The 15428-nt window shown below is 67.9% G+C and carries 12 protein-coding genes and 1 pseudogene; 11 read left to right on the top strand and 2 right to left on the bottom strand.

Translation table 11 applies throughout. The features are described 5' to 3' along the window. Window positions 1–22 precede the first annotated feature (22 nt). Together ABD255_RS25665 and ABD255_RS25660 are read right to left on the bottom strand one after the other, a co-directional pair. Window positions 23–2326: a sodium-translocating pyrophosphatase gene (locus tag ABD255_RS25665; protein WP_344218257.1), complete on the bottom strand. Its 2304-nt coding sequence runs from the start codon at window positions 2324–2326 to the stop codon at window positions 23–25. Between the two features lie 237 nt (window positions 2327–2563). Beyond that, window positions 2564–2923, bottom strand: coding sequence for an STAS domain-containing protein (locus tag ABD255_RS25660; RefSeq protein WP_425554523.1), 360 nt, complete (start codon window positions 2921–2923; stop codon window positions 2564–2566). Window positions 2924–3135: 212 nt separating this feature from the next. Between ABD255_RS25660 and ABD255_RS25655 the strand changes: the two genes are divergently transcribed. The 11 genes and pseudogenes from ABD255_RS25655 to ABD255_RS25605 all read left to right on the top strand — a co-directional run bounded on the left by ABD255_RS25655 (window position 3136) and on the right by ABD255_RS25605 (window position 15090). Continuing rightward, window positions 3136–3732: a DUF7134 domain-containing protein gene (locus ABD255_RS25655; RefSeq protein WP_344218256.1), complete on the top strand. Its 597-nt coding sequence runs from the start codon at window positions 3136–3138 to the stop codon at window positions 3730–3732. Further along, entirely contained in the window at window positions 3723–4277 is a 555-nt protein-coding gene (locus tag ABD255_RS25650) for a sensor histidine kinase (RefSeq protein WP_344218254.1), read from the top strand. The genes ABD255_RS25655 and ABD255_RS25650 overlap by 10 nt, the downstream gene beginning before the upstream one ends. Then, window positions 4277–4944: pseudogene (locus ABD255_RS25645) on the top strand (response regulator). Before ABD255_RS25650 ends, ABD255_RS25645 begins: the two are co-directional and overlap by 1 nt. A 21-nt stretch (window positions 4945–4965) precedes the next feature. After that, on the top strand, window positions 4966–7272 hold the full coding sequence (locus ABD255_RS25640) for a DEAD/DEAH box helicase (RefSeq protein WP_344218252.1): 2307 nt from the start codon (window positions 4966–4968) through the stop codon (window positions 7270–7272). A 65-nt stretch (window positions 7273–7337) separates the two neighbouring features. Beyond that, on the top strand, window positions 7338–7841 hold the full coding sequence (locus ABD255_RS25635) for a hypothetical protein (RefSeq protein ID WP_344218250.1): 504 nt from the start codon (window positions 7338–7340) through the stop codon (window positions 7839–7841). A 420-nt stretch (window positions 7842–8261) separates the two neighbouring features. Then, window positions 8262–9023 (top strand): ricin-type beta-trefoil lectin domain protein, encoded by a 762-nt coding sequence (locus ABD255_RS25630; protein WP_344218248.1) that lies wholly within the window; start codon window positions 8262–8264, stop codon window positions 9021–9023. A 554-nt stretch (window positions 9024–9577) separates the two neighbouring features. Then, the gene (locus ABD255_RS25625; RefSeq protein ID WP_344218246.1) at window positions 9578–11008 is read left to right on the top strand and encodes an extracellular solute-binding protein; all 1431 of its coding nucleotides are present in this window, start codon (window positions 9578–9580) and stop codon (window positions 11006–11008) included. Further along, window positions 11008–11931, top strand: a complete 924-nt coding sequence (locus ABD255_RS25620) for a carbohydrate ABC transporter permease (RefSeq protein WP_344218244.1) — start codon at window positions 11008–11010, stop codon at window positions 11929–11931. The genes ABD255_RS25625 and ABD255_RS25620 overlap by 1 nt, the downstream gene beginning before the upstream one ends. Next, the gene (locus ABD255_RS25615; protein WP_344218242.1) at window positions 11928–12749 is read left to right on the top strand and encodes a carbohydrate ABC transporter permease; all 822 of its coding nucleotides are present in this window, start codon (window positions 11928–11930) and stop codon (window positions 12747–12749) included. The genes ABD255_RS25620 and ABD255_RS25615 overlap by 4 nt, the downstream gene beginning before the upstream one ends. Further along, window positions 12749–13840, top strand: coding sequence for an ABC transporter ATP-binding protein (locus ABD255_RS25610; protein WP_344218240.1), 1092 nt, complete (start codon window positions 12749–12751; stop codon window positions 13838–13840). Before ABD255_RS25615 ends, ABD255_RS25610 begins: the two co-directional genes overlap by 1 nt. Next, complete coding sequence (locus ABD255_RS25605; protein WP_344218238.1) at window positions 13840–15090, top strand: CehA/McbA family metallohydrolase; 1251 nt, start codon at window positions 13840–13842, stop codon at window positions 15088–15090. Before ABD255_RS25610 ends, ABD255_RS25605 begins: the two co-directional genes overlap by 1 nt. The last annotated feature ends 338 nt before the right edge of the window (window positions 15091–15428 follow it).

Below are 15428 nucleotides of genomic sequence, written 5' to 3'. Positions count from 1 at the left end.
CCAATCGGGGTGTTCGGTGTTGCTAGGCGGCGGTGTTCACCTCGGCCGGGGTGTCGGAGATGACCGACTCCCGGCGCTTCGAGACCACCACGGCCGCGACGATGATCAGCACCGCGACGACCGCGATGATGATCCGCAGCGGGGTGTTGGTGTCCTCGCCGATGCTGGACATCCCGACGACGGCCGGAGCGATCAGCACGGAGACCAGGTTCATCACCTTGATCAGCGGGTTGATGGCCGGACCGGCGGTGTCCTTGAACGGGTCGCCCACGGTGTCACCGATGATGGTGGCCTCGTGTGCCGGCGAGCCCTTGCCGCCGTGGTTGCCGTCCTCGACCAGCTTCTTCGCGTTGTCCCAGGCGCCACCGGAGTTGGCCAGGAAGACGGCCATCAGGGTGCCGCTGGCGATCGCGCCGGCCAGGTAGCCGGCCAGCGCCGAGGCGCCGAGGCCGAAGCCGACGGCGATCGGGGCCGCGATCGCGAGCAGACCAGGAGTGGCCAGCTCACGCAGCGAGTCGCGGGTGCAGATGTCGACGACCTTGCCGTACTCCGGCTTGCCGGTGCCTTCCATGATCCCGGGGATGTCGCGGAACTGGCGACGAACCTCGTAGACGACCGCACCGGCGGCGCGGCCGACGGCGTTGATCAGCAGTCCGGAGAACATGAAGACGACAGCGGCACCGATGATGAGGCCGACCAGCGTCGACGGGTCGAACACCAGCGCGTCCACGTTGAACGCGGCGTCGCCGGCGTCGTTGAGGACCGCGTAGATCGAGTCGGTGTACGAGCCGAACAGCGCGGTCGCCGCGAGCACCGCGGTGGCGATCGCGATGCCCTTGGTGATCGCCTTGGTGGTGTTGCCGACGGCGTCCAGCTCGGTCAGGATCTGGGCCGCTTCGCCGTCCACGTCGCCGGACATCTCGGCGATGCCCTGCGCGTTGTCGGAGACCGGACCGAAGGTGTCCATCGCGACGATGACGCCGACGGTGGTGAGCAGACCACAACCGGCCAGCGCGATCGCGAACAGCGCGACCACACCGGAACCACCGACCAGGAAGGCGCCGTACACGGCGGCGGCGATCACCAGCGCGGTGTAGACGGCGGACTCGAAGCCGACCGAGATACCCGACAGGATCACGGTCGCGGCACCGGTCAGCGACGTCCTGCCGACGTCCTGGACCGGCTTGTCCTCGGTACCGGTGAAGTAGCCGGTCAGCGCCAGGATGACCGCTGCCAGCACGATGCCGATGATGACCGAGACGGTGGCGATGACCCGGGGGTCGCCGTCGTTGGCGGCGATCGCCTCGGTGACACCCGTCAGGCCGCCGAAGCTGCTCGGCAGGTAGACGAAGGCCGCGACCGTACACAGCACCGCCGAGATCAGCGCGGAGAGGTAGAAGGCCCGGTTGATCGTGCGCAGACCGTTCTCGCCGGCGCGCGGCTTTGTGAGGTAGACACCGATCACCGCGGTGACGGCGCCGATGGCCGGCACGATCAGCGGGAAGACCAGGCCCTGCTCGCCGAAGGCCGCCTTGCCCAGGATCAGCGAGGCGACCAGCATCACGGCGTAGGACTCGAACAGGTCCGCGGCCATACCGGCGCAGTCACCGACGTTGTCGCCCACGTTGTCGGCGATGGTCGCCGCGTTGCGGGGGTCGTCCTCGGGGATGTTCTGCTCGACCTTGCCGACCAGGTCGGCGCCGACGTCGGCGGCCTTGGTGAAGATACCGCCACCGACACGCATGAACATGGCGAGCACGGCGGCACCGAAGCCGAAGCCCTCGAGCACCGTCGGGGCGTCGCCCTTGAAGAGCAGCACCACCAGGGCCGCGCCGAACAGGCCGAGGCCCACCGTCGCCATCCCGACCGTTCCACCGGTACGGAACGCGACCCGCATGGCGGGCTCACGTCCCTCGTCCCGGGCGGCGGCGGCGACGCGGACGTTGGCCCGGGTCGCGAGCCACATGCCCAGGTAGCCGATGCTGGCGGAGAAGCCCGCGCCGACCAGGAAGAAGATCGAGCGGAAGATCTTCAGTGTGGTCTCGTTGCCGTCACCGTGCACCGGCAACAGGAACAGCAGCAGGAACGCCACCACGGCGAAGACCGACAGCGTCTTGAACTGCCGGGACAGATAGGCCGAAGCGCCTTCCTGCACCGCCAAAGCGATGGTCTTCATGTTCTCGGTGCCATCGTTCGCGGCAAGCACCTGACCGCGGAACACCATCGCGATGGCGACCGCGAAGATCGCGATCACTCCGACGACGATGACCAGCGTGGTGTTGCTCGACGAAAGATCCACCGCTTGTACAGCAAGCAGCCCGGACATCCGTCCTCCTTGTTGGCAACCCTCAGGGCTGAACGGCCCCCGTACTGCCGCAACCGAAGGGTTGAGAATTACGACACAGCGCCAATGGCCTGACGCGGTGGGTCACTCTAACGGGTATCCGACCAGACCTGACGACAGGGTGGTCTATGCCATACCCGGGCCTGACGGCAAGTGGTTCACCGTCAGTGATCACCGGACTACCTTTTCGGTCGACCCGCGATCGGCCCCGCTACCGCCTCAGATGGCCGAGGCGACATCGGGATGGATATCGAAGACCTTGGTCAGGCCGGTGATCCGGAAGATCTTCAGCAATCTCTCCTGGGTACAGACCAGCGACAGCGAGCCGTCGTGGGTCCGCACCCGTTTGAGTCCGCCGACCAGCACGCCGAGGCCGGTGGAGTCCAGGAACTCCACCTTTTCCAGGTCGATGACGAGCTCGTACTGCCCCGCCTCGACCAACTCGGCGATCTTCTCGCGAAGCCTCGGCGCGGAGTACACGTCGATCTCCCCGCCCACCTCGACGACAGTGCGCACGCCCTCCGCGCGCGTCGCCAGCGACAGATCCACTTCGGCCTCCGATCCCGTGAACTGTTGCATTCAACCATGTACGGACCGTGAGTAGGGCCGTGTGCGAAAACTCTTTCATTCCGCCGCATCCCGCGTCGAGCCACCTGGTCAAAGTGATGCGTGCATCCGCATCTGCACACGCGGTCCGCATCCGCGCGTGCACGCTCTGCCCCGGGGATGACCCTGAGGATGACGGAGCACGGTCGGATGCCGACAGTGTGTCCTGCGGCTAGGTTCGACCGGTGCAGGACACTTCCGGACTGGGCCGGCCACTCGATCGCCGGCACCTGATCGCGCTCGACTGCCTGGTCGCCGCGGTCTATGCCGTCCTCGTCGGTATCAGCACGGCGGCCGACGCCAGTACTCCGAACTGGGCCTGGCTGTTGGTCGTCGGGATGGCAGCGGCCGCGGCTGTCCGACGAGTCTGGCCCAGATCTGCTCTGGCGTTCGTGGCCGGCCTTTCGCTGCTGGCCGTAGTACTGGGGGTACTGCGGGATCCGCTGCTCGCTGCTTCGTACTGCCTGTACGTCGTCGCGTTGACGAGCGGATCGCCGACTACCAAACGTTTGTTGGGTACTGCGGGCGTCGTCGGCGCGGCCCTGCTCTTCCTGGCGGCGTTGGGCACTCCCGCCTCCACCAACCTGTGGACCAGCGAGGTCAGCCTGGCTCTGACCGGTGTCACCGGGCTCTTCATGACGTGGATGCTCGGCAAGGTCGTCCAGGACCGCCGGGCGGTCGCAGTACGGGCTGCTCGGCAACTTGCCCAGCGGGCGGTCATCGACGAAAGGCTCCGGATCGCCCGGGAGTTGCATGACATCGTTGGCACAGCATGGGCCTGATCGCGGTGAAGGCAGGTGTCGCGAACCACGTCCTCAAGGTGCGGCCCGAAGAGGTCTCGGACGCACTGGGAGTCATCGAGACGACCAGTAGAGAAGCACTGGTCGAACTGCGGCACATGCTCGGTTTACTCAGGGATGAACCTCTACCGCCGCCTGGAGGCCTGGCTGCCCTGCCTGAACTGGCGGATCGCGTACGGAGTCTGGGACTGGAGGTAGACCTGCAAGTCCGCGGGACGGATCGGCTGCCCGAAGGGGTCGAGTTGGCCGTCTACCGAATCGTGCAGGAGTGCTTGACCAACGTTGCCAAACACTCCGGTGCTTCGAGCTGTCGGGTAGTGGTGGACGCCGACGGTCACGAGGTCCTCATCCAGGTGTCCGACCAAGGCACCAACACCTCAGCAACAGCACCCGCCGAGGGCCACGGCCTGATCGGCATCCGCGAACGCGTCAGCCTGTACGGCGGAACGCTGGTAGCCGGACGCGGTCCGGCAGGCGGCTTCGAGGTGACGGCCAAGCTGCCCTACCGATCTGCTGGGATGTCCTGATGGCTGAACCGATCCGGGTCCTCGTCGCCGACGACCAGGCGCTCCTGCGCGGCAGCTTCCGGGTGCTGATCGACACCACCCCGGGCCTGACCACCGTCGGCGAGGCCGCGAATGGGGTCGAGGCGATCGACCTGGCCCGCTCGAAGCAGCCCGACGTCGTACTGATGGACGTCCGGATGCCACAGCTCGACGGGATCGAGGCGACCCGCGAGATCTGCGCCGCGAGCGACGTCCGGGTGCTGATCCTCACCATGTTCGACCTGGACGCCTCCGTGTACGCCGCTCTGCGGGCGGGGGCCAGCGGATTCCTCCTGAAGGACACGCGACCCAAAGACCTGCTGAACGCCATCCGGGTGGTCGCAGCCGGTGACGGCCTGCTCGGGCCGACGATCACCCGGCGGCTGATCTCGGAGTTCGCCCGGATCCCCGAGCCCGGCCAGAAGCCCAGCGGGACCTGGCCGGTGTCACCGATCGGGAGCGGGAGGTGCTGACGCTGATCGCCCGGGGCCTGTCCAACCTGGAGATCGGCGACCACCTCCACCTGGGCGCCGGCACGGTGAAGACCCACATCAGCCACCTGCTGGCCAAACTGCACGCCCGCGACCGGGCCCAACTGGTGATCACCGCCTACGAGTCCGGCCTGGTCCAGCCGCGCCGCCTGTCCTAGGAGTTCACTAGTCTCGCGGGTATGAGTGAGGCGGCGGAGATTCTCAAGCGGCTCGCTGCCGGCCCGGGGCGTTCCGAACGGCTGACCCACGTCGAGACTGTTCCGCCTCGGCTGGGGCAGACCGGCGCCTGGCCGCGCTGGGTCCCGCCGGAGGTGCTCAGCCAGCTGGAGATCGCGGGCATCACCGCGCCGTGGAGCCATCAGGTCGCCACTGCCGAGGCCGCCTACAGCGGCAAGCACGTTGTCGTCGCCACTGGAACTGCGTCCGGGAAGTCCCTCGGCTACCTCTTGCCCGCCTTCGCGACTCTGAGCGTCGCCCAGGCCGCATCACCGCAGCGGCGGATCGCCTCTGTTCTCTACCTGTCGCCGACCAAGGCGCTGGCTCACGACCAACTCCGAGCGGTTTCTGCTTACACAGTGCCGGGGTTGCGGCCGACCACGCTCGACGGCGACTCCGAGCGGACCGAACGCGACTGGGCCCGGGACTACGCGACCTACATCCTGAGCAACCCGGACATGCTGCACCGGTCCGTCCTGCCGAACCACCAGCGCTGGGCCAGGTTCCTGGGGTGTCTGCAGTACGTCGTGGTCGACGAGTGCCACCACTACCGCGGGGTGTTCGGCGCACATGTCGCCGGAGTACTGCGTCGGCTGCGGCGGGTTTGCGCGCAGTACGGAGCTCATCCGATCTTCGTGTGCGCGTCGGCGACCGTGGCGGAGCCCGCTGTCTCCGGGGAACGACTGACCGGCCTGCCGATGGTGGAGGTCACTCAGGACGGCTCACCGCGAGGGGGCATCTCCTTCGGCCTGTGGGAACCTCCCCTGACCTCCCTCCACGGCGAGAACGGAGCCCCCGTACGCCGGTCCGCCCCGGCTGAGGTGGCCGACTTGCTGACCGACCTGGTGGTGTCGGGCGTCCGTACTGTCGCCTTTGTCAGGTCAAGGCGGGGCGCGGAGAGCGTCGCGATGACGGCCCGGGAGAACCTGGCCGAGGTGGATCCGGCGCTGGCCGAGCAGGTTTCGGCGTACCGGGCCGGCTATCTCCCGGAGGAGCGGCGACGGCTCGAGGGGATGTTGCAGAGCGGCGAGCTGACCGGAGTCGCCGCCACCAACGCCCTGGAGCTGGGGATCGACATCGCCGGGCTGGACGCAGTACTGCTGTCGGGCTGGCCCGGGACTCGCGCCTCGCTCTGGCAGCAGGCGGGGCGGGCCGGGCGTTCTGGTGGAGACGCCTTGGCACTACTGGTCGCTCGCGACGACCCGCTGGACACCTATCTGGTGCGGCACCCGGCCGCGATCTTCGGGCGGCCGGTCGAGGCGACTGTGTTCAACCCGGAGAACCCCTACGTCCTCGGTCCGCAACTGTGCGCCGCCGCGCAGGAGCTCCCCCTGACGCCGGCCGACTACGAGATCTTCGGTGCCACCACCGAGAACGTAATCCAGCAACTCGTCCGGCAGGGCCTGCTCCGGGAACGGCCGCACGGCTGGTTCTGGACCCGACGCGACCGGGCCGTCGACGCGATCGACATCCGCTCGGCCGGCGGCAAGACCGTGCAGATCGTCGAGGACCAGACCGGGCGGCTCCTCGGCACGGTCGACGGCGGTTCGTCCCATGCGAGCGTGCACGCCGGTGCCGTCTACGTGCATGCCGGCGAGTCGTACCTGGTCCGCTCGCTCGACCTGGAGAACCACGCCGCCATCGTCGAGCCCGCCTCGCCGGACTACACGACCTTCGCGCGCGACGTCACCGAGATCAGCATCCTGGCGACCGAGAACACCACCGCCTGGGGCTCGGCCGAACTGTCCCGCGGCTGGGTCAAGGTGACGAACCAGGTGATCTCGTTCCAGCGCAAGCAACTCGTCACCGGCGACGTCCTGGACGAGCAGCCGCTGGATCTGCCCGAACGCACACTGCGGACGAAGGCGGTCTGGTGGACCATGCCGGACTCCGTCGTCGCCGGGCTCGGGCTGGACGACGTACCGGGAGCGGCACACGCCGCCGAGCACGCGTCGATCGGCCTGCTGCCGCTGTTCGCCACCTGCGACCGCTGGGACATCGGCGGAGTCTCCACCGCCAGGCACGCCGACACCGGCCGGCTCACCGTTTTCGTCTACGACGGGCACCCCGGCGGGGCCGGATTCGCCGAACACGGTTACGCGGCGGCGCGCGAGTGGTTGACCGCGACCCGGGAGGCGATCGCACACTGTGAGTGCATGGAAGGGTGCCCGTCGTGCGTACAGTCACCCAAATGTGGGAACGGGAACAACCCACTCGACAAGAGCGGCGCAGTAGCGCTGCTCACCGCGCTACTAGGTAGTGAGGCCTGAACGCTACTAAGTAGCGAGGCCTGAACGCTCCAGCGCCACCGGCTGCTGGAAGAAAGGCAGCAATCATGATGGTCCTCGGAATCGTTCTGATCGTTCTCGCCGTCCTCTTCGGCCTGGGGGTCTCCGTCTCGTCCGGTGAGTCGGCCACGATGTCGGTCTTCGGCGTCGACTTCGGCGTCATCGTGCCGACCGTGTTCTTCCTCGGCGCCGCCGCGGGAGCTGCCCTGATGGTCGGGTTGTGGCTGACGAAGAAGGGACTCGCCCGCGGCTACCGCCGGCACAAGGAGGTCAAGGAACTCCGCCAGCAGGTCTCGGCCGCCCCGGCCACGGACACCGACCGCGACACCGGCCGTGACCTCAGCACCGATCCCCGCACCGGCGACGAGGTCGACACCACACCGGAGCACAGCACTGGAAAGCACGCCGCGACCGAGGTGGACGACGGCGACAGCAGGACCGTCGATCTGCAGGCCGGCGACCGCCTGGCCACCGACCGCCCAGCCGGTGAGCGACTGGCCGACGATCGGCACACCGTTGCCGATGGCACCGATCACAAGCAGCCGCACTGAATCACCCTCACCTTCCCGGGACGCGGCAAGACGCTTCCCGGGAAGGCTGTTCCGCCGGCAATCCCTCGCAGTATCTCGATCTGGGCGCAGCCGCCGCTCAGCCGCGCCACGGTGATCTCACAACCCGATTTCGATGCCCTGTGCAACAATATTTCCCTGGCAGTTAGTTGCCATTGGCATCAAGTTCCTTCGATTCTTGATTACCGCCGCCACGCCTCCTGTGCATTACTGGTCGTGGCGTCAACGTCGCGTTGAGTCACCGTCGCCCTTCCGGCCACACCACCCCTTCACGGGGGAACGACCCGCACCCAGGCCCCACGCGCAGGGGCCACGTCGCGGTCGCCGGCAGCGGTCGACCACTCTCGCCGCGGGGTCCCGACGACCTGACGCCGCGAGATGGCACGACCTCTGGAGGTTGTCTTGATCATCCGTAGATTGTTGAGTCGCACCGGCGTGGCAGTACTCGCCGTCAGCGTCGCCCTGGCCACCGCGATCCCGGCGGAAGCGGCGGCACCGGCACCGGCCGACCAGCCAGGCGTCGAGGTCGGCGTGGTGAAGCAGATCGCCAACCGCGCCGACACGCGCTACTGCCTCACCTTCGTCACGTCCAACAAGGTCCCGATGGCGGTGATGATGGCCTGCGCTCCGGGCAAGGAGGGCAAGACCCAGGAGTGGTTCCTGACCGACAAGGGCCAACTGCAGGTGGCGATGAGCAAGAGCGTCGGTGGCGCCCTGGCCCAGACCGGCGCCTGCCTGGACACCGGCGCGGATCTGGTCAGGACGCCGGCGAACGCTCCGGTCCTGGTGCTGCCCTGCCGTGACGGCGACGGACAGAAGTGGAACTACGACCAGGGGGCCGGCTCGTTCGTCAACGCGGCGAACGGGATGGCGCTCAGCTCACTGCTCGGCAAGGGCAAGGAGAAGCAGGCTCAGCCGACCGGCAACCAGCCGGCCAACGGAGCGGCGTACCAGGGCTGGGCGGGACTTCCGCTGCCGGGCCTGGACATCCTCGGCGCGGTACTGGCACTCGTGAACGCTCTGCTGGCAGCACTGGGCCTGGCCCTGCCGCTGCCGATCGCGAACGCCGCGTCGAGCCTGTTCGATCTGGTCCGGGCGAAGAACCCGGTTCCGGCCCAGATCACCACGCTGCCGAAGCAGATGATGGAGCTGGCCCGGCGCTGATCACGGAGGATCTCCCCACGAGGAGGGCCGGTCCCGACATCGTCGGGACCGGCCCCTTCCTTTCGGTTCGAGTTGGTGAGGGCGTGACGTCCGCTGCTTGCGCGTCAGCGGAGGTCGCCGATCACCGCCGGACCTTTACCACCAGCAGTGGTGCCAGCAGTGCCAGTAGTGGTGGCAGTGACCGAGAAGGTCACCGAGAAGGTCGCCGAGCATGTGCGTCACCTCCGATCCAGTGATCCGATCGGCACTGACGCTACCTCGGCGTCTCACGACATGTATCTACTCCACTACTCTTTGTGACATAACCGCGAGTCAGCTTTAACTTTTCCGCAACGCGTCCCGCCTGGTACCGAATTGACGCCACCCAGGGGTTTGTGGGAAGTAGCCGAAGGCAACCAGGGACAACCCGGCGGACGAACCCGCGACGGACCGCGGAGGCTTGGTAGGAAATTGACAACGTTTTCTTGTCCACCGTTGAAAAGTCTTCACATAGTCGGCGCCGAGTGCCAAGGTGGACCGGCACTGGCTGCACTGACCCCGCAAGGAGCCCCCTGATGCGACGAATCTCGCGCTTGTCCCGGCCGGCCGTTCTCGGCGTGGCCGCCACCGTCTTGCTGACCGGCTGCCTCGGCTCGTCGGACTCCGGGTCCGGGGACCAGGACGCGAACCGCAACGCCGACGCCAAGAAGGTCGAACTGGTGATCGGCGCCAACTCGGTCAAGGGCGGCAAGAACGCCGCCGGCGCCGAGTTCACCGAGAACGTGCTGATCCCGAAGTTCGTCGCGGACCAGAAGGCCAAGGGCGTCGACGTCACCGTGACCTTCCAGGGCGACGGATCCGACGACGAGGTCTACAAGCAGAAGCTGGCGCTGGGCCTGTCGAACAAGACCGGCCCGGACCTGATCAACGTGGACGGCATCTGGGTCGGCGAGTTCGCCCAGGCCGGGTACCTCCGGCCGCTCGGCGAGACCGTCGGCGACAACGGCAAGGTGGACGACTGGGACGGCTGGAAGCAGATCCCGGACTCCGTCCAGCAACTCGGCATGTTCGACGGCAAGCGGTACGGCGTACCGGGTGGCACGGACGGCCGGGTGCTCTACTACAACAAGAAGCTGTTCGAGCAGGCCGGGTTGCCGGCCGAGTGGCAGCCGAAGTCGTGGGACGAGATCATCACCGCCGCCCAGACCCTGAAGCAGCAACTGCCGGGCGTCAAGCCGATCCAGATCAACGCCGGTACCGCGATGGGCGAGGCGACCACGATGCAGGGCGTGCTGCCGCTGCTGGTCGGCACCGGCGCGGCCATCAAGACCGACGACAAGTGGCTCGGCAACAGCACCCAGATCCGCCAGGTGCTCGACTTCTACAAGCAGATCTACGGCAGTGGCCTCGGCGACCCGATCCTGCAGCGTGAGGCCAAGGGCCGGGACAAGTCCTTCGCCGAGTTCGCCGCGAACAAGATCGGCATCCTGCTCGAGGGCGACTACTTCTGGCGCAGCGTGGTGGAGCCCAAGGCCGGCGTCGCCAAGATGGCGGACCGCGACACCGCGGTCGGCTACGCGCTGATCCCGGCGAGCAAGCCGGGCGGCGGGATCGAGGGCCAGGACTTCGTCTCGATGTCGGGTGGTGGCGCGGTCGCGATCAACCCGAACACCAAGTTCCCGCAGCAGGCCTGGGAACTGCTGCAGTTCATGAACTCCGCCGAGATGGTGAAGGCCTCGCTGAACGGCGCCGCCAAGATCACCCAGCGCACCGACGTCAACGCCGAGGTACTGGCCAGCGACCCGATGCTGAACTTCGTCGCCACCAAGGTGCTGCCGATCACGCAGTACCGGCCGGGCGCCGCGGAGTACCCGAAGATCTCGGCCGCGCTGCAGCAGGCCACCGCCGACGTGGTCGGCGGCAAGACCACCGACGCCGCGGCCAAGGCCTACCAGACGGCCGTCGAGGCTGCCGCCGGCAGCAAGGACAAGGTCACCAGCAACTGATGGCGACCACGACAGGGCCCGCGCCGGTGCAGCCGGCGCGGGTGCGTGGTCCGGCCCAGGACGTGGCGGGGCTCGGGGTCACCCGGGCCGTCGGCTTCCTGGCGCCGGCCCTGCTGCTGATCGGGGCCTTCCTGGTCTTCCCGGCGATCTGGACGATCTACATCGGCATCACGAACTACCGGCTCACCGGTGTCGAGGCCGTGTCCCCGTCGATCGTCGGACTCGCGAACTACACCAAGGCCCTCAATGACGCGCTGTTCCACAACGCGCTCTGGCTCACGATGCTGTTCGTGCTCGGCTCGGCCATCATCGGGCAGAACATCCTCGGCTTCGCGCTGGCCTGGACGATGCGCCGCGCCCGCCCGGCAGTACGCCGTACGGTCGAGGGCCTGGTGCTGCTGGCCTGGATCCTGCCGTCCACCGTGGTCGCGTACCTGTGGATCGCGTTCTTCGACCGGGACACCGGCACACTGAACAGCATCCTCGGGACGCAGGGCACGGCCTGGCTGATCGACTACCCGATGGTCTGCCTGATCCTGTTCAACACCTGGCGGGGTACGGCGTTCTCGATGATGCTCTACTCGTCCGCGCTGCAGGCGGTGCCGCCGTCGCAGCTCGAGTCGGCCCGGATGGTCGGGGCGTCGGGCTGGCAGACGCTGCGTGACGTGGTGTTCCCGCACATCCGCGGGCACGTGCTGACCAACACGCTGCTGATCTCGCTGTGGACCGCGAACGACTTCTCGCCGTTCCTGCTCACCAAGGGCGGGCCGAACCACGAGTCAGAGACCGTGCCGGTCTACATCTACAACGTCGCCCTGCAGGGTGGTGAGCTCGGCTACTCGTCGGCGATCTCGTTCCTGCTGCTGATCGCGAACCTGCTGGTCGCACTGCTCTACCTGCGGCTGCTGAGGAGGCGCTCGTGACGCCGGCTTACGTAGTACGGCGGATCGGCTTCTACGTGCTGATCTGCGCGATCACGCTGTTCTTCGCGGTCCCGATGCTCTGGATCGCGTCGGCGCCGTTCGACGCCTCGCCGGGCCTCGGCGTGGGCTGGCCGGACTGGACGCTGGAGAACTTCCGCAAGACGCTGTCGCACCCGTACGCGATGCACTCGATGATCAACTCGCTGCTGATCTGCGTCACCACCGCGGTGGCCGTGACGGCCTTCGCCGCGCTGGCCAGCTACGCGCTGTCGCGGGTCCGCATCCCCGGCCGCGACGCGCTGTTGTACGGGCTGTTGCTGCTGTCGTCGGTGGTCACCGGGACGGCGGCGATGGTGCCGATCTTCGTGATGATGTTCCAGCTCGGGCTGATCGACTCGCGGTTCGGCGTCGCGCTGGTGATGACCGGCGGGTTGTTGCCGGCAGCCATCTTCATCCTGAAGGACTTCGTCGACGCGGTGCCGAAGTCGTACGAGGAGTCGGCCCGCGTCTTCGGTGCCTCGACCCTGCAGATCCTGCGGGACGTCGTGCTGCCGGTGGCGCGGCCCGGCCTGGCCACCATCCTGGTCTGGGCCTTCGTGAACTCCTGGGGCAACTTCCTGGTGCCCTTCCTGCTGATCCGGTCGATCGACAAGCAGCCGGGCGCGGTGCTGCTGCAGACCTTCACCGACGAGGGCGGCAGCGCCAACCTCTCGGTGATCCCGGTCTTCTCGCTGCTGTTCTCGATCCCGGTCGTCGTGCTGTACCTGTTGGTGAACTCGCGGTATGGGTTCCGCTTCCACGGAGGGATCAAGAGCTGATGGCGGGCATCGACATCGAAGGCCTGGCGACCGTCTACCCGAACGGCGTCCGCGCCGTCGACGGGCTGGACCTGAGCGTGGCCGACGGCGAGTTCTTCGCCCTGCTGGGTCCGTCCGGTTGCGGCAAGACCACACTGCTGCGCACGATCGCGGGCCTGGAGAACGCGAGCGAGGGCACGGTACGGATCGACTCCGCCGACGTGACCCGGCTCGAACCCGGCAAGCGCGGCGTGGCGATGGTCTTCCAGGACTACGCCTTGTTCCCCCACATGTCGGTGGCGGAGAACATCACCTACCCCTTGAAGGTACGGCGGGTCGCCGCGGCCACGCGTGCCTCCACGGCCGAACGTACTGCGGGTGAACTCTCGCTGCAGGGGTTGCTCGAGCGCCGGCCCGGGCAGCTCTCCGGCGGTCAGCAGCAGCGGGTCGCGCTGGCCCGGGCGATCGCCTCCGAGGGCAAGGTGCTGCTCCTTGACGAGCCGCTGTCGAACCTGGACGCGCGGTTGCGGCTCGAGGCTCGCACGTTCCTCAAGAAGCTGCAGCGGGATCTGGGGATCACCACCGTCTTCGTCACGCACGACCAGGCCGAAGCTTTGGCGCTGGCCGACCGGATCGCGGTGATGCAGTCCGGCAAGCTCCGCCAGCTCGGCAGTCCGCGCGAGGTCTTCGCGCGACCGTCGAACATCTTCGTGGCGAACTTCATCGGCTCCACCCCGATGAATCTGCTGCCGGGTGTGGTGTCCGATGGTGGGGCCGTGTCGTTGGCGGGTGGGTCGTTGCCTGCGGCTACCGGTTCGGTGCCTGCCGGTGCCGAGGTGACGGTCGGCGTGCGGCCGGAGTACCTGACTCTCTCGAACGGCGACGTGTCCGGACCGGCGATCCGCGGCTCGGTTGTGGTGACGGAGAACCTCGGCACCCAGTCACTGGTCAGCGTCGAGTGCGATGGTGAGCTGATCGGGGTCACGGTGCCGGAGGAGGACGAGCCGAAGCCGGGTACGCCGGTCGCCCTCACTGCCAGCGAGCAGCGCGTTCTGCTGTACGACAAGGAGTCCGGCGAACTGCTGGCCCGGCAGCCTTCCGTCGTCGCCTGATGGCGGTCACGAGCTACCGGCAGCGGTGGACTCTTGACGACCGGGCCGAGTCGGTCTGGCATTCGCTGCCGGTGGACATCCCGCCTTCGTGTGCTGGGCTGTCCGTCACGTTGACGGTGCCTGCGGTCGAAGGTGCCGTGATCGATCTCGGGTGCGAGGGCGCCGAGGGCTGGCGCGGCTGGTCCGGTGGGGCTCGGCGGTCGTTCGCGATCACGCCTTCTGCTGCGACGCCTGGCTACCTCGCGGGTGAGCTCGAGCCGGGGACGTGGTTCGTCGTGATCGGCTTGCATCGGGTGCCTGTCGAAGGTGTCGAACTGGTGGTCGAGGCTGTCACCGGGCCGGTGTCGGTGATCCCCGGGCTGGACGAGTACGCCGCGGCGACGGCAGCGATCGCAGTACCGGCTCGGCCGCCGCGGCGAGCGCTTCCGGCCGCGGACGGGCTTCGCTGGGTTGCCGGTGACTTCCACGCGCACTCGCTGCACTCCGACGGGTCTACTCCGATCGCCAACCTCGCGGCGCTCGGGGTGTCGGCCGGGCTCGACGTCATGGCGATCACCGACCACAACACCGAGGCGCATCATCTCGAACTGCCGGGACTGAGCAAGCAGTTCGGGATCGGGCTGATTCCCGGCCAGGAGGTGACGACGGACACCGGCCATGCGAACGCCTTCGGCGAGATCGGGGTGATCGACTTCCGCCGCCCGGCGTCCACCTGGGTCACCGAGGTCTCGCGCCGTGGCGGCTTGCTGTCGATCAACCACCCGCTCGGCGGCGACTGCTCGTGGCGCCACCCGCTGCCCGAGCACCCGCCGCTCGCCGAGGTCTGGCACTCGTCCTGGCTCGACCACAGCTGGGGCGGTCCGGTCGCGTGGTGGCAGGCGTGGGGCCTGGGCACGACAACACCGATCGGTGGCAGCGACTGGCACAACCCGTCGTCGCTCACCCTCCCCGGCACGCCCACCACCTGGATCGCCATCGACGCCTCCGCCGAAGGCCCCGACGAACTCCCCGCCGCGGTCATGGAAGGCCTGGCCGCCGGCCGCACCGCGATCTCCGCCGGCTACAACGCACCCGTTGTCCTACGCAACGACAACGAACTCGTCGTCCTCGACGCCCCCAACACCCTCCTCCTCTCCCCCGACGGCACCCGCCACGCCATCCGCTCGCCGTACGAGGTCCTCCCGGCCCCACCCGAGACCGGCCACGCCCTCATCACCCACACCAACCACTTCCTTTCCCTCACGAACTGAGGCTCCCTCTCGCCCACCAGCTGGCCCCGCTCTCACCAGCTAGCCTTCTCCCACCAACTGCCGGCCCAACTCTCGCCAGTTGCTCTCCTCTCGCCCACCAATCACTTTCTCTCCCTCGCCATATAGCTCGGGTGCGCAGGCCGAGCGCGCCGGCGCCACGCCCGCCGCTGGACAGCAACCCAGCACCGCCGCCGCCCCCGAGGTCCACCTCAGCGGCCAACTTGCTGGGGACTGTCTGCTGCTCGGCTGGGAGTAGCGGGTCGAACGGTCGCGATCTGGTCGCAATCTGATAGAGATACCGCGTTGATCTGGACGAGGCTGCTTTCCCCGCTCCATGA

Source organism: Kribbella sancticallisti, assembly GCF_039530625.1.
Taxonomy (GTDB): domain Bacteria; phylum Actinomycetota; class Actinomycetes; order Propionibacteriales; family Kribbellaceae; genus Kribbella; species Kribbella sancticallisti.
This window is presented reverse-complemented; position numbering and strand designations above follow the sequence as displayed.

Coding starts and splice junctions, on each gene's coding strand:
- ABD255_RS25665 (WP_344218257.1), bottom strand. CDS start 2,326: ATGTCCGGGCTGCTTGCTGTACAAGCGGTGGATCTTTCGTCGAGCAAC.
- ABD255_RS25660 (WP_425554523.1), bottom strand. CDS start 2,923: ATGCAACAGTTCACGGGATCGGAGGCCGAAGTGGATCTGTCGCTGGCG.
- ABD255_RS25650 (WP_344218254.1), top strand. CDS start 3,723: ATGGGCCTGATCGCGGTGAAGGCAGGTGTCGCGAACCACGTCCTCAAG.
- ABD255_RS25640 (WP_344218252.1), top strand. CDS start 4,966: ATGAGTGAGGCGGCGGAGATTCTCAAGCGGCTCGCTGCCGGCCCGGGG.
- ABD255_RS25635 (WP_344218250.1), top strand. CDS start 7,338: ATGATGGTCCTCGGAATCGTTCTGATCGTTCTCGCCGTCCTCTTCGGC.
- ABD255_RS25625 (WP_344218246.1), top strand. CDS start 9,578: ATGCGACGAATCTCGCGCTTGTCCCGGCCGGCCGTTCTCGGCGTGGCC.
- ABD255_RS25620 (WP_344218244.1), top strand. CDS start 11,008: ATGGCGACCACGACAGGGCCCGCGCCGGTGCAGCCGGCGCGGGTGCGT.
- ABD255_RS25610 (WP_344218240.1), top strand. CDS start 12,749: ATGGCGGGCATCGACATCGAAGGCCTGGCGACCGTCTACCCGAACGGC.
- ABD255_RS25605 (WP_344218238.1), top strand. CDS start 13,840: ATGGCGGTCACGAGCTACCGGCAGCGGTGGACTCTTGACGACCGGGCC.